Annotated in this window: 15 protein-coding genes; 5 read left to right on the plus strand and 10 right to left on the minus strand. The window is 69.8% G+C overall.

Annotated elements, in window-relative coordinates:
* Window positions 1-11 precede the first annotated feature (11 nt).
* The 3 genes from ACFY0I_RS30050 to ACFY0I_RS30060 form a co-directional block, all read right to left on the minus strand.
* Window positions 12-356 carry an amphi-Trp domain-containing protein gene (locus ACFY0I_RS30050; protein ID WP_388901703.1) on the minus strand — a complete coding sequence of 115 codons (345 nt, stop codon included), beginning with the start codon at window positions 354-356 and terminating at the stop codon, window positions 12-14.
* A gap of 314 nt (window positions 357-670) precedes the next feature.
* Window positions 671-967, minus strand: coding sequence for a hypothetical protein (locus ACFY0I_RS30055; protein WP_388901704.1), 297 nt, complete (start codon window positions 965-967; stop codon window positions 671-673).
* 110 nt (window positions 968-1,077) lie between these two features.
* Window positions 1,078-1,401, minus strand: coding sequence for a helicase associated domain-containing protein (locus tag ACFY0I_RS30060; RefSeq protein WP_388901706.1), 324 nt, complete (start codon window positions 1,399-1,401; stop codon window positions 1,078-1,080).
* A gap of 238 nt (window positions 1,402-1,639) precedes the next feature.
* Between ACFY0I_RS30060 and ACFY0I_RS30065 the strand changes: the two genes are divergently transcribed.
* Both ACFY0I_RS30065 and ACFY0I_RS30070 read left to right on the plus strand, forming a co-directional pair.
* Window positions 1,640-2,110 (plus strand): SgcJ/EcaC family oxidoreductase, encoded by a 471-nt coding sequence (locus tag ACFY0I_RS30065; protein ID WP_388901708.1) that lies wholly within the window; start codon window positions 1,640-1,642, stop codon window positions 2,108-2,110.
* Window positions 2,111-2,658: 548 nt separating this feature from the next.
* Window positions 2,659-3,654 (plus strand): MerR family transcriptional regulator, encoded by a 996-nt coding sequence (locus ACFY0I_RS30070; RefSeq protein ID WP_388901709.1) that lies wholly within the window; start codon window positions 2,659-2,661, stop codon window positions 3,652-3,654.
* An 8-nt stretch (window positions 3,655-3,662) separates the two neighbouring features.
* Here the strand turns inward: ACFY0I_RS30070 and ACFY0I_RS30075 are convergent, their stop codons facing one another.
* From ACFY0I_RS30075 to ACFY0I_RS30090, 4 genes are all read right to left on the minus strand, one after another.
* Window positions 3,663-4,160 carry a DUF427 domain-containing protein gene (locus ACFY0I_RS30075; protein WP_388901711.1) on the minus strand — a complete coding sequence of 166 codons (498 nt, stop codon included), beginning with the start codon at window positions 4,158-4,160 and terminating at the stop codon, window positions 3,663-3,665.
* Window positions 4,144-4,869: an SDR family NAD(P)-dependent oxidoreductase gene (locus tag ACFY0I_RS30080; protein ID WP_388901712.1), complete on the minus strand. Its 726-nt coding sequence runs from the start codon at window positions 4,867-4,869 to the stop codon at window positions 4,144-4,146. Before ACFY0I_RS30080 ends, ACFY0I_RS30075 begins: the two co-directional genes overlap by 17 nt.
* Window positions 4,866-5,003, minus strand: a complete 138-nt coding sequence (locus ACFY0I_RS30085; protein WP_388901714.1) for a hypothetical protein — start codon at window positions 5,001-5,003, stop codon at window positions 4,866-4,868. Before ACFY0I_RS30085 ends, ACFY0I_RS30080 begins: the two co-directional genes overlap by 4 nt.
* Window positions 5,004-5,130: 127 nt before the next feature.
* Window positions 5,131-6,309: a glycosyltransferase gene (locus ACFY0I_RS30090; protein ID WP_388901716.1), complete on the minus strand. Its 1,179-nt coding sequence runs from the start codon at window positions 6,307-6,309 to the stop codon at window positions 5,131-5,133.
* Window positions 6,310-7,085: 776 nt separating this feature from the next.
* Here ACFY0I_RS30090 and ACFY0I_RS30095 point away from each other — a divergent pair.
* Window positions 7,086-8,873, plus strand: a complete 1,788-nt coding sequence (locus tag ACFY0I_RS30095) for a glycosyltransferase family 4 protein (RefSeq protein WP_388901718.1) — start codon at window positions 7,086-7,088, stop codon at window positions 8,871-8,873.
* A gap of 153 nt (window positions 8,874-9,026) precedes the next feature.
* Here ACFY0I_RS30095 and ACFY0I_RS30100 read toward each other — a convergent pair whose 3' ends face one another.
* Both ACFY0I_RS30100 and ACFY0I_RS30105 read right to left on the minus strand, forming a co-directional pair.
* Window positions 9,027-9,266, minus strand: coding sequence for a hypothetical protein (locus ACFY0I_RS30100; protein WP_388901720.1), 240 nt, complete (start codon window positions 9,264-9,266; stop codon window positions 9,027-9,029).
* A gap of 443 nt (window positions 9,267-9,709) precedes the next feature.
* Window positions 9,710-10,285, minus strand: a complete 576-nt coding sequence (locus ACFY0I_RS30105; protein WP_388901722.1) for a fasciclin domain-containing protein — start codon at window positions 10,283-10,285, stop codon at window positions 9,710-9,712.
* A 434-nt stretch (window positions 10,286-10,719) separates the two neighbouring features.
* Here ACFY0I_RS30105 and ACFY0I_RS30110 point away from each other — a divergent pair, with 434 nt between their 5' ends.
* Both ACFY0I_RS30110 and ACFY0I_RS30115 read left to right on the plus strand, forming a co-directional pair.
* Window positions 10,720-10,899, plus strand: coding sequence for a hypothetical protein (locus tag ACFY0I_RS30110; protein WP_388901724.1), 180 nt, complete (start codon window positions 10,720-10,722; stop codon window positions 10,897-10,899).
* A gap of 411 nt (window positions 10,900-11,310) precedes the next feature.
* Window positions 11,311-12,300, plus strand: coding sequence for a glycoside hydrolase family 26 protein (locus ACFY0I_RS30115; protein ID WP_388901725.1), 990 nt, complete (start codon window positions 11,311-11,313; stop codon window positions 12,298-12,300).
* Window positions 12,301-12,711: 411 nt separating this feature from the next.
* Here ACFY0I_RS30115 and ACFY0I_RS30120 read toward each other — a convergent pair whose 3' ends face one another.
* Complete coding sequence (locus ACFY0I_RS30120) at window positions 12,712-13,116, minus strand: hypothetical protein (protein WP_388901727.1); 405 nt, start codon at window positions 13,114-13,116, stop codon at window positions 12,712-12,714.
* Window positions 13,117-13,121 lie beyond the last annotated feature (5 nt).

A 13,121-nucleotide genomic window follows, 5' to 3' on the forward strand; every position in this document is an offset into this window, starting at 1 on the left:
GGAGCCGCAGCTCACGGACGTTTCCCGACGGACCGGCGGGGTTTGGCCGTCGCCGCCGTCTTCCTCGGCCGTGCGGGTCGATGCTGTGCCGTCGGCGCCTGTTCGCTCTCGTCCGAGGCGTCCGGTGAGGTCCCCCGCTGGGCGCGGGCAGCCGTACGGGGTCGACCGGTCGTCCACTTCAGCTCGATCTCCAGCTCGATCTCGTCACCGTCCACCTCGATCTCGATCTCACTGTGGAGCTCGTCGGGCACGCGCAGGCTCAGGACGCCCGAACCAAGCGTGACCTCGGCGTTCCCACCGTCTCTCAGCGCCTCGGCGAGCGCCGAAAGCTGCTCGGCGGCCTCGCTTCGGGACAACGAGCGTTTCTGTTCGAACTTGAGGTCCGACACGTTTCCTCCAGGGCATGGGACGGGTCTGACCGAACCGACCAGACACCTGCCATGTTCGGTTCCCGACGCCCATCCCGCACGGCCGCCCGATCCCACGGATCACGTTCCCGGCGTGCACCACGCCGGCCGGCCCCGAACCGGCCCCGCGGGACCGGACCGGATCGGGAGGACGGCCGGCCCCCGGCGCGGCTGATGCGTACCGGGGAAAGGCACCCCTGCCTGCCCGGGCGAAGTGCCGGGCGAGGCTCGGGACAGCTCACACGAACTTCGAGCGGCCGGGGTCAGCCCTTGACGTTGGGCACGTTGGGTACGCAGAAAAGGCCTTGCAGGTATCGGAAGACGATGTGCTGGCCATCGGGACACCAGCCCTGGCTCGGGTCCTTGTCGAACGGGATGCCGTCGTACACGCCGCGCGTGCAGAATGCCTTGGCGTCACTGTTGTAGCCGCCGAAGAAGCCGCCGTTCTTGAAGCACTGGTCGGCGGTGACGGTGGTCGGGGCGGCGGCGTAAGCGGTCGCCGTGGGCGCGATGGCGAGGACAGCCCCCAGGACCAGAGCGGCCGAAATGCGGTGTCGCATGTCTAACTCCTTCATGTGCTGGACAATTTGGCAAAGGCCGCCACTCATGCTTCCCGCCCACCAACCCGCGGACCACACGACCCGCCCCCTGTTCCGCCCCTGGAAGCCCCCTAACGTGATGGGCGAGGTGGCCACGGCGGGCTTGCGTGTTCCCGATCCGGATCCCGGTGCGATGCTCGGTTCCGTCGGGCAGGACATGGGCGACGCCGCGCCCCGGCAGTCGGCCTTCCCACGCGGCGTACTGCGCCAGGGCCGTGAGGCCGGCGCTGATCGGAGAACCACCGTCCGAGTGGGTACGCCCCCTCGGTGTGCTCGTAGAGGACGTCCAAGTGACCCTCGCGCTTCCGGTAGCGGGACGCCGCCTCCGGGCCACGACGCCAGCCCTGCGGTTCGGTGTTGATGACGGAGTAGTCGATCACTGATCGATCAGCCACGGGAACCGGAGCAACAGCCGCTCACCCTCCTCACCCCTGGCAGGCTCCGGACCGACCGGAAGTGACGGATCGACAACGTGCTTCTGGTTCCTCTGTCGTGCGGCCCGCACATTCCCCCTCGACTCCCGTTGGCGGAGCGTTCAGGGGTGTCACGAAATCGGTGATTCACGCAGGGAAGCTCGTGTTCCGCTGGAGACTGCTTGACCGCGGAACGGCATTGCCTTCCATAATTATCCGTATGGACACGACGCTGATTGATGAGCAGAAGAAGCGGGATATCGAGGCGATCAGGGGAGTGGTCGCCAAGGTGCAGCATTCTCAACAGCATGAACTTCCCGATGAATTTCTGAGCCTATTCCGTGAGGATGCGATTTACACCGCACCACATGGAAGGATTCTGACCGGGATAGCGGAGATCGCGGAGTTCACCCGTCGAGTCCTGCCCGGGGCCATGGAGAACGCCACGGTCACCTATGAGCTGATCGACGTGCTGTTCATCCGCTCGGATGTGGCGGCGGTGAAGGTGAAGGGGCAGCAGTACACGCTGGATGGAAAGCCTGACGGAAACCCCAACTCGCCGCTCTATGTGATGTCCAAAGAAGACGGAAAGTGGTTGCTGACTGCATGTCAGGGCACTTTCCAGCTGTACCCGGAGTTCGATATTCCGACCCGAATTCCTCCGGCGCCGGAAAACACCGAAGTCGGCTGAACGGATCGATGCTCCTGTAACGAGCTCGGGCAGCACCTCGTACCCTTCGGACGCGCTCTTCTTGAACGCGCGCTGCGGTCACCAAGGCCGCCACCGTCGCCTGACGGGCCAGCACCGGGCTCCGGCTCCTTTGCGAGGGGCCGGGGCTCAGCCGCGCGCCCGCAGCCGAACCCGACCAGCCCGGGTGCCCCGCCTCTGCTGCCGCCACTTGCCGATGTCGTCGCCGTCCATGAACACGCCGGGCGCGACGCCGGCAGCCGGCCGTCGGCTTCTCGTCGACGACGAGGTCGAAGATGTCCCGGCGCGCTCTTTTCGGCGGCGGCTACGCCGCCCACCTGGAGGAACGCGAGCGTGCCAAGTCGCACGCCCGCGAGAGTTGCGAGGAGTACGCCGAGCGCAAGGCGACACTTTCGTGCAAAACGAATGAGGCTCTCGCGGATGACACAGTGCGTCGGGCCCCGGAGCGGTGCCGCCCTCGGTGCCACCGGACTCGCGCCACGAGCGCATGAACCACGGTCCCTCCTGAGGGCGGTCGTATCGTTGAACGGGTGAGGTCGGAGGAAAGCACCGAGATCGCCACGGTGGCGTCGGTGACCGGCAGCGTCGCCGCTGTAGGGCTCAGCACCGGCGCGGTGGCCCTGCGCCTCGGTGTGGCACCGGCCACCCTGCGTTCGTGGGAGCGCCGCTACGCCATCGGTCCCTCCGCTGTCCGCGGGAACGGCAAGCATCGCCGGTGGCTGCCGCCGGACATCGCCCGCCTGGAGGAGATGTGCCGTCTCACCTCGCGCGGCGTGCCTCCTGCCGAGGCCGCGCGGGCCGCGCGTCGTACCGGAGCACTGGATGACCCTCACGGTCAGGTGGACGAGCCGTTCGCCCGCGCACCGGGAGGCCGCGACGTCCTGCCCCTTGGACGGGCTCGCACCGAGTGCCGTGGGCTGGCGCGTGCGGCGGTCCGGCTGGACGCGGACGCGGTGGAGGACCTCCTGAACCGAGTGCTGGGCGAACTCGGCTGCGTCACCGCCTGGGAGGAGATCATCGCGCCTACGCTCCACGCCGTCGGCCGCAAGTGGGTCTCGGCGGGAGAGCGCTACGTGGAGGTGGAGCACCTGTTGTCCTGGCTCGTTTCCCTGTCCCTGCGCGGAGTGCCGCGGCTGCCCCCGGCCAAGGACGTCCCGCCGGTCCTGCTGGCCGGCGCGCCCGGTGAGCTCCATGCCCTGCCCCTCGAAGCCCTCTGGGCGGCGCTCGGCGAGAGGGGGCTACCGACGCGCATGTTCGGTCCGGCGGTTCCGGCCGACGCGCTGGGGGAGGCCGTACGGCGGGTTGGTCCGTCGGTGGTCGTGGTGTGGTCCCAGAGTCGAACCACCGCGGTCCCGGAGGTCCTGAGCACGGTGCGAAACGTCGAATGGGGCCTGAGGGGTGCCAGGTCGCACTCCCGGCTGCTCCTCGCGGGACCCGGCTGGAGCAGCCTCCCGGAAACCGGCTCCCACCGGCTCACAGGGTTGCGTTCGGGCCTGACCCTGATCGAGACCCTGCTCCGCGGCTGAGGCTTCGTTCACCAGCCCTGGGAGCCGGGTCCCCCTTTGAACGGGCCGACGATCTCCGACGTGATCCAGCCGCCGTAGAAGTCGCCCGGTTGACCGCTCACCAGCTCCCCGTCGACCCAGCAGCCGCTCACCCGGGACGGATAGAACGCGACACAGCCGGTGATCGAAGCGAATCCCGGCAGGGGTGCTTCATAACTCCACGCCGCGTCGGCCGACCTGGCCGCACCTGGCACCAGCAGGTCCCAGTAGGTGGCCACGCCCTTCCACTCGCACCACGTCGTCGAACCCGACCGCACGAACAGCTCCGACAGGGTGTCGTCCCGAGGAACGTAGAAGACGGGCGGATGACTCGTCTCCAGGACGCGCAGCGCACGACGGGTGTCCGCCACCCGTATCCCGCCGTGCGCGACCACGACGTGGCGAGGGTCCGATTCCACCCGGGGCGGGCGCGGATAGTCCCACACCGATTCGGTCGGGCGGCCCGCGCCCTCACGGTAGGTCTCCACGTCCCCCACCTCCTTGGGCGAGCGGCGGGAGGGAGTCGTGCGGGGGCTCCGCGCCGGAGAGCCGATCGACCAGTGCGCGTACGGCCACCGCCGGGTCCCCGCCCGGGGGGAGGGTCGGAGGGCTTCCCGTCACGCATCGCTCCGCGAAGCCCGTATCGAGATGCGCCGGCCGCAAGTCGTACACCCGCAGCCCCTGCCCACGGACCTCGCGTGCCAGGACGCCCAGCCAGCAGCTCAGAGCCGTCTTGGCGGCGGCATAGTCGGCCGTTCCACGCATCGGCGCGTCCACGATCGCGCCCGTGACCGCGGCAAGGAACCCGCTGCTCGCCACACATCCGACGGCCGACCGCAAGATCGCCGCAGGGCACAGCACATTCACCTGGAAAATGTGCTCGGCTGCCGCGTCCGCCACCTCCCGCGCCGGGCCGAAACCGGCCACCCCCACCGCCACCAGAACACCATCCAGACCTCCCAGACAATCCCGCGCCCACGGGGCGAGCTCCGCGCAGCCGTCCGTGTCGTACGCGTCCATCGCGCGTGCCGGCCGCGCGCCCAAGCGAGCCGCCTGTTCCGCGAGCCGACCTGCGTTCCTCCCCGCCAGGGCGACGAGCGCGCCACGATCGCCGAGCTCCGCGGCAGCGAGCCCGCCGAGCACACCCGTGGCGCCCGCGACGAGAACCCGCGCCCCTTCTACGCCCCTGCCGGTCACCGTCGGACGCCAAGGGGTCGATCGGAGGAGCCGAGGCGGCCCAGGAGCAGGAGTGTCACGCCGCCCCATGCGGCGCCGACGCGGTGCATGGCAGTCAGCCGGTGATCCACCGGCAGCCCTTCGCGCAGGTCCATGACGGGGCTCCTCAAGGTGTGTGACCAGGAGAACCAAGCATCGAACCCCATCCGCGGCAGGACATCCTGCCTCGTTCGTGCAGCGTATGGCCGAACGGTCCGGTCGTCGCCTCCGCGGCTGCGGGGCTCACGCCATCAGCGCCATCAGTCGTCGCGCTGCGCGCGTCGGCCCCAGCGAGCGGACCTGGTCACCCAGCGCCTCCAGCGATGGCCAGGGCGAGCGCAGCAGCGCTGCCACACCCGTCCCGGCCTCGCGCGGTGTCAGGCCGTGCGGATTCAGGCACAGTCCCGCACCTGCTCGCTCGGCGTCATGGGCGATGGAGAACTGATCACTGGAGAAGGGAAGCACCAGGGCCGGCACACCCGCGGACAAACACTCGGTGAAGGAGTTGTTCCCGCCGTGGTGCACCATGGCATCCACCCGCGACAGCAGCGCTTGTTGAGGTACGGTCTCCGCGATCGTCACGCGCGGACCGGCCAGGTGGCCCAATGCGCTCGCCCGGTCTCCGGCCGCGACGATGACCGATGCCTCCGGGCATGCGTCGAGCACACCTCGGCTGACCGCCTCCAAAACGTCGTCGCGAGCGGCGAGGAAAGTTCCGAGGGCCACGAGTACCAACCGCCGCCCCGCCTGCCGGAGCCGCCGTACCTCCGACTCCCAGTGTGTTCCGAGGCCGGCCGTATCCGGGCGCGTGCAGTGCCCGCTGAACACGTAGCGTGGGAACTCCCGGCGTCCGGGCAGCCAGTCCAACTGCGGGTAGTTCACCACCACCGCGCGTGGCGAGGACAGGGCGAACGCCCGTCCGGGTGCCGGCAGGTGCGGCGCGTGGCGTGCCGCGAACTCGGCGAACAGCGCGGTGAACGCGCTGTCGTTCGCCTGTGCCTCCCCACGCAGCGCGAGCAGGTCCGACGCGGCCGGCCGCACAGCGCGCGGCCACGCGTACGGCACTCCGAACAAGGCTCCGGGTGTCTGGGTGAGGTAGCTGGGATGTCCGGGGCAAAAGCTCGCGTACGGCAGGTCCAGGCAGTGCAGGGCGAGGGTCACCGCATAGCTGAGCTGATCCACCACGTACCAGTCGGCGGGCCACCGCTCGTGCAGTGAGCGGATCTCGGCCAGGACCCGGTCCGGCTCCGCCAGCATGTCGGCCCGACGGTGGCGCGCTTGGACGAGCAACGCGGGTACGGCGCCCGCCCGCGTGGCGGAGAGGAACTCCTCCAGTCGCTCGGCCTCCTCCCGTCCTTGCGCGGTACGACGCGCGATCCCGGTGTTGGCGTTGCGCGTCACCGTGAGGGTGCTGAAGGCCACCCCGGACTCCTCCGCCAGTGCCGCGAACTCCTTGGAGCAGGCGAAGCGAACCTCCGCGCCCGCCGCCCTCAGTTCACCCGCCAGGACGGAAAGGGGCCCCGCGTGGGAACGGAACGGGGGCGCGATCACAGTGACGCGGGGCATACGGGCTCACCTTCGGTAGACGGATTTCGCCCTGACTTCCCTCTCCGGGCCCCTGCCGGACGCGTGGCATTTCGGCCCGCCGACCGAGGTGACGCGCGGCGTCGACCGCGGCGACCGGACCGGGCTGCTCTCGCATGGCCGCCGCGCCTCGACTTCGTCGCGCTCACGTTGCTGATCCAGAGGCCGCGGCCGGCGGTGGGCGCACCGCGGGATTGCATCGGCGGCGCAGGGAACCGAGGGCGCATCCGAAGGCCGTGGCCGGCCCGAAGCTCGGGTGACCAGCCACCCGAGCGAGAGCGGATGCCGTGGACACAGCCAGCCCGCACGAGGATCCCGGTTGCTTTGTCGCGGCCAGGCGGTCCTTCTGGTCCGGGGCCGCGGCCGCGGACCACCGGCCGCGATCACGCAGCGCGCTTGAACGCTTTCTCCACGCGGAGTACTGCTCGGTCACCGACACGGTGCTCCATCCCCTCGACCGTCGTACCGCAACCCTGCGCCGCGCAGTGCGGCAAGGCGTGGCCGTGCCGCCGGAGGAACTGGTCGCCGCGGCCTGCCTCCGCGACCGATGGCTTTTCGCTGCGGTCGCCGAAGCCTGGCCCGTATCCCTGCTCCGCTACGGACCCGATCGGGCCGTGTCCGCCCTTCGCCGCGAAATCCCCCGGGCTGTCGACCCGGTCACCGCATCCGGCCTGATCGACCTGGCGACGGCGGCGGGTCTACAGCCGCTGGACCCCGCCGAATGGTCCCGACTCCTGCACGGGGGCCGCTTCGGTGCGCGCGTCCTCCGTCACGCCCTGTGGCGCCATTTGGCCGACAAGCCCGCAGGCCGACGCCTGCTTCCCGCATCGGCCACGGCGGCCGACCCGTACGAGCGACTCCTTCTCACCGCCGCCGGCGGAAGGTTCTTCGACTTTCCGGGTCTTCCGCACGGCGACGGGCTCCTGGTCGTGCAATCCATGCTGGTGGGAGCCATGGACAACCCTGGGGAGGGCCTGAGCGGAGGACTGGGGGTGTTCCTGGGAAGCCTGGGCGACACGCTCGCGCAGCACGCCGCCGTCGATGCGGTGATCACTCTCGTCACAGCCGACGCGGCATCGCTGCGCCGGGAACCCTCTCTCCTGCGCCGCCGGGGCGAGGGGCACTGGACGTTGGGTCTGCCCGTCGACGACCACGACTCGGCCGGCGAACAAGCCGGGACCGCTCTGGCATGGTGGATCCGTCGGCTTCTGTCCGGGATGCCGCGCCGACCGGACCTGATGCACGTAAGGTTCGCCGACGACCGGTCCCTGGCCGTCGCCGAAGCCGCCGGACACCTGTCCGTGCCCCTGGTGTTCACCGCCACACCCGATCCGCACCGGCGCCTCAATGAGCATCGCGCCGCCCGCGAGGAACCCGAAGCGGCGAAAGCGTCGGAGGAACTGCGCCATGACCTGCACCGTGTCTTCGTGGCGGATCGGCTCGTCGATCGGGCCCACAAGGTGGTCGCCATTCCGGGCCGCGGGGGTACGGCCGAGCTGATCAGCTACTTTCCGCAACTTGTTGCCCTCGGTTCGGGGCTCAGCGCCCCGCCCGAGGGCATCACCACCTACCGGCCCGCGCCGAACGAGCCGGAGGGGCACGCGGCCCTGTTGAAGCGCCTCTACGGCGGTGGCGATGGTCTGTCCTCGCTGGATCCGACGACTCGCCCGCTGCCACTCTTCCTCACCGTCGGACGGATGCACCCCGTCAAGCAGCAGTACGCACTGGTCCGCGGATGGCTCGACGCCGGCCTGCATCGCCGCTCCGCGATGGTGATCATCGGTGGCACCGCGGACCTGGACGCCTCGGACATCGCGGAACGTGAGGTCCGGACGTCCATCGAGAGTCTGCTCGACGCGTACCCGCAGGCGGCGGGCCGCCTCGCTCTGATGCCGGCCCTGCCCAACGCGGAAGTCCGGAGGCTGGAACGGGCCCTGGCCGATTCCGACAGCACCGGACAGGCCTACTACGTCTGCCCCAGTGCGAAGGAGGAGTTCGGCATCGCCGTGCTGGAGGCGATGGACGCGGGTCTACCGGTCGCGGCCACCGACCGCGGTGGCATCCCCCATTACCTGCAAGACGGGGTCAACGGCCTGCTCCTGGACGCCTCGTCCCCCACCACGCTGGCCGCCGGCCTGAGTCGGCTGCTTGCGGTGCCGCCAGGTGACCTGGCCGCCATGAGAGCACGAGCGGCGGACACCGTACGCTCCGCGTACTCGATCGAGGCCGCCGCCTCGGCCTTCGCCACGGTCTACCTGGACGTAGCCGCCGATCAGCCCCGCGATCGGAGGGCGTTGGCGCAACACACCCGCGCAAGCGGCTACCCGGACGCCGCCCTTGAGCGAACCCCGACGAATCCGGGAGCGCTCGAACACGAGCGGTCCGCCCGCGGCTACCCGTAGGGGATGTCGCACAGGAAGGCCCGCCCGGCGGTACGTGCGCTTCCCTGCCGGCTCACCGACGGGAGCGGGAGCAGCGACTGCTTGCCTTGTACGGGGGACCCGTCCGGCAAGCCCACCCGGTTCCGCCGGTGGGCCGCAGCCACTGCACTCACCTCATTGCGAATCGATCAGCTGCTCGCCATCGGTCCGCTCGTAGTTGGCCAGGGCCAGACCGAGGCCGAAGAAGGTGGGTGCCCACTCGCCGACGAAGATCCCCCAACGGTCGGCACGCTCCAAATTCTCCTGTCGGTTGGAGGCGAGCCATGAGGCGAGGGACAAGCCGATGGAGGCGGCCGCCCCCAGATACGCGTGCTCGCTCCGCAGGCCCGCGTCGTGCAGCATCTTCACGATCATGACGGTTCACTCCGTTCGAAGGGACGAGTACCAGGCCACGAACGTAGGAGACTGCCTCACCGCGGGCGACATGCACCGCTTGTGCCACGTTTGGTCATGGCGGCGGCATCACAACCAACCGGTGCCCTCGCTACCGCGTTCCAGCACAGCTCCGCGGCCGGCCTCGCGCCCGATGCGTCCATTGGGACGATCGGTTGTGCCGTTCTGCCCGAGTCGCTCGCGAGACCGGGGACCAATGGCTCGCGGGGTACGACCGCATCCGTTCGCCGCCGTATGTCGAACGCATGACACATGACAGCACCACTTCACGACATGGAGCCGCCTCCGCTCCGGGCAGGGGTTGACCGCGCCCCGGGCGTGAGACCGCGCCCGGGGCTCAGTTGATTGCCCGTCCGGGACGTCGCGTGCGCCGGACGGTGAATCCGCGCCGGACGGGGGCCGGTTCACATGGGTGTGAGGACCGTGTCGATGATGTTGACCTTGGCGTTGGCGGTCTGTACGTCCCCGCAGACGATCTTCGCGTTTCCGTTGACGGTGAACGACTCTCCGGATCCTGCCGTGGTCAGGGTGCCACCTTCGAGGGTCTTGAAGGAGCCGTCGCGTAGCTGGTCGGGCGTGATCTCCTCGCCCACCACGTGATAGGTGAGAATCTTGGTCAGCTCGGCCTTGTCGGCCAGGATCTTGTCGAGGTCGGCCTTGGGGATCTTCGCGAACGCCTCATTGGTCGGTGCGAACACGGTGATGCCCTTGGCGTTGTTCAGGGTGTCGACCAGGCCGGCCTTCTTGACCGCGGTGACGAGGGTGGAGAGGGCCGGGTTGTTGGATGCCGCGGTGGCGACCGGGTCCTTGGCCATGCCTTCGAGGCTGCCGGACCCCTCCTTGGGTACCGACGCGCAGGCCGGTCCGTACGGGTCGGCCGGCTGAGCGCCGAATGCCGGGGCTGCCACACCCAGGGCGATGGGGAGAGCGAACGCCGCTGCCACGACGGCGGCACTGCGGCGGATGCGTTGGATGCTCATGCGTCCTCCTCTTGGAGGCGGGCGTTACCGGACTGCCCCGCCGCGCTGCCCGTTGATCCCCCGGGGCGGCGGTGCGAGAGGGAGAGGCCATGCCCGCCGCTTCGCGCGGGCGGAACAGTTCACCCTCTATCGCTCATTCGGCGCCGCGCTCCCGGTCGGTTGCTGGAGAAAAACACGAAAAAGCTCCTGGCCTGCCTTGCGGACGGGCAAGGCGGAACAGTGGACGGGGCGGCGGGCACGTGTCGTCGATCTCCACGTCCTCGGCGGGCCTGGCGTTACGCCGGTCGGGTCGCTCAGGTGCGCAGAGGCCGACCCTCAGCCTCTGCGCGACGTCACCCTCCCGGCACCAACCGCAGTCGAGGAAGTGCGGAACGCGACGACCCGTGTCAGTTTGAGCGGGAAGCATTCGAACCCCCACACAAGGAGTGGCCGTCATGGGCGGTAAGCAGGACAAGCGCCAGGAGCCGGGCAAGGGCCGCGAGGAGCAGCAGCGGCCGCAGCGGCCCGGTCAGGACCCGGTGCGCCCGGTACCGGGCACCCCCTCACGTGGCGGTGAGCGCCCGCAGGAGATGGAACGGCGTCGTGAGGAAGGCCTGCGCGACGACGCTTTCTGAGTGAAAGCGGTACCCCCTGCACGCAGAGCCCGGCCGGGCCCGTAGTCACCAGGCCGGGCTCTGTTCTGTCGTGTCGCCCGCCCGCCGCGACCCACCGCACCGGTCGCGTGGCATCGCGGCCCACCCGGCCGCGCCGGGCGGAACGCCGCCGCACGGGCAGGGCGTGGCGGCACGGGCAGAGCAACCCGAAGGACCACGCTCAGCGGGCCCGCGCCTCGGGTGCTGACAGTTTCCTTACCCCCGACCATGACCACCGGACCTGAGGTTCGACGCTTCGCTCGTCGTGACTCGCCATGCTGATGGGCTTCAGGCGGGACGGCGCGGGTTGGTCGAGCACTGCGGGGTCCAGTGGTTCGCGAAGCGTGTGGAGGTGTCATGTTCCGAAGGAGCCGCTGGATATCGGGTGTCTGCGTGAGTACGGTCACCGTCGGTCTGCTGCTCACCGCAGCCACCCTCGCCCCACCGCCGCGCCAGGCCGCCGGCGGTGACGCCCGGACGGAGGTCGCGGTCGGCGCCTACCTCCACTACGGCTCTCCCGGCGTCGACAGGATGGAAGGACTTTCCCACTGGCTCGGCGGTACCGAGCTGCGTGCGGGACACACCTACCTGCCGGGCGACACCTGGGCCAACATCGAGGGAGCGCCCGATTCGTTGCGCAGCTGGGCACGATGGCGCAAGGCGGGAGCTGATCGGCTGTTCGTCCTGAACGTGCCCATGCAGGAGCGCAACGAGGCAGGCATCCCCGACGCCCGGGTCGCCGAACTGATCCGCGCCGGCGCGCGCGGCCGGCACGACCACCACTTCCAGCGACTGGCGAAGCGGCTCGTCGCCCTCGGCGTACCGGACACGGTGATCGTGCTCGGCTGGGAGATGAACGGATTCAACTACACCCACCGCTGCAAGCCCGACCCCGAGAACTGGAAGGGCTACTGGCGGCGCATCGTGGGCGCCATGCGCACGGTGAAGGGGCAACGGTTCCGCTTCGACTTCGCCCCCAACCGCGGGAGCGACGCGATCGCCTGGACCCGGTGCTACCCGGGGGACGACGTGGTTGACATCATCGGCATGGACTCCTACGACCAGCCGCCCGGCCACTCCTTCGACGAGCAGATCACCCAGCCTCACGGACTCCAGCAGCAGGTCGACTTCGCGAAGGCGCACGGCAAGCGAATCTCGTACCCCGAGTGGGGCCTGTTCCGCAACGGCGACAACCCCGCATACGTGCGGGACATGCTGGAATGGATCGCCGAGCACCGGCCGCTCTACCACAGCATCACCGACTACTGCCCCCACGGCGTGTGGCAATGCAACGAGAACCCCCGCTCCGCCCAGGTCTTCCAAGAGCTCCTGTCCCCTGAACAGGACGGCCGATCGGCCGCCGGACTCCGGCCGCCGGACTGACTCGGCTGCCGGCCCGCGGCTCCTCGTCAATCGGACGGAGCCCGTGAACCCACCCGCCGGCCCGAGGTCAGGCCGGTGACCGTCGAGCGCCTCGCCACCAACGGCGAGATCCGTGGCCTGCGCCGCTACGCCCAGCTCACCGGCGTAGCGGCCTGACCTGCGGTAGTTCCATACTCGGGCCCTCATCCGAGGGCCCGAATCCCCGTCGGCCGCTACGGCGACACGTACCGGCCGCTACGGCGACACGTAGGTGTCCACGCACGGGGCCGCTGCGCACCGTCCGGGTCGGCCGCGGTGGCCTGCTTCGCCCCTCCCCGCCGCCCTGCGCCGAGACCACGTACCAGCTTCCCGCGCCGGCCGTCACGGCGGCGGCGAGCCCGCCGATCACCCATACTCTTGCGTGCATCAGCCCTACAGCTTGCGGTAGTTGGCCTTGTCGACGTCCTGCGGATCAGCGAAGCCGGCTTCGATCGGGTCGGTCCACATGACCGACTTCACGTAGCCTGCTCCACCGTTGCTCTTGTGGCATAAGCCGAGGGCGTGCCCCAGCTCGTGCACGGCGATCCACCGCTGTGTCGTCCTGCTCCACCGGCCCATCCGGGCCGTGTCGGATCTGATGTGGTCCGTCGCGCCGATCGCCGCGTCCAGTTCGCCGACGTGTTCCGGTTCTCTCCGGTCGGAGACGGCGAGGTCCCGGGCCCGGTGACGCCGGCAGGAAGCACGCCTTCCCCCCCCCGGATAGGAGCAGTTCACCAACCCGGCCCCGGGCGCGCGGTCATTGGCCGGCTGCTCCGGCGCCGTAGGGATGTGTGTCACGATCG

Origin of the sequence: Streptomyces sp. NPDC001568 (genome assembly GCF_042893755.1) — a bacterium.
Taxonomy (GTDB): Bacteria; Actinomycetota; Actinomycetes; order Streptomycetales; family Streptomycetaceae; genus Streptomyces.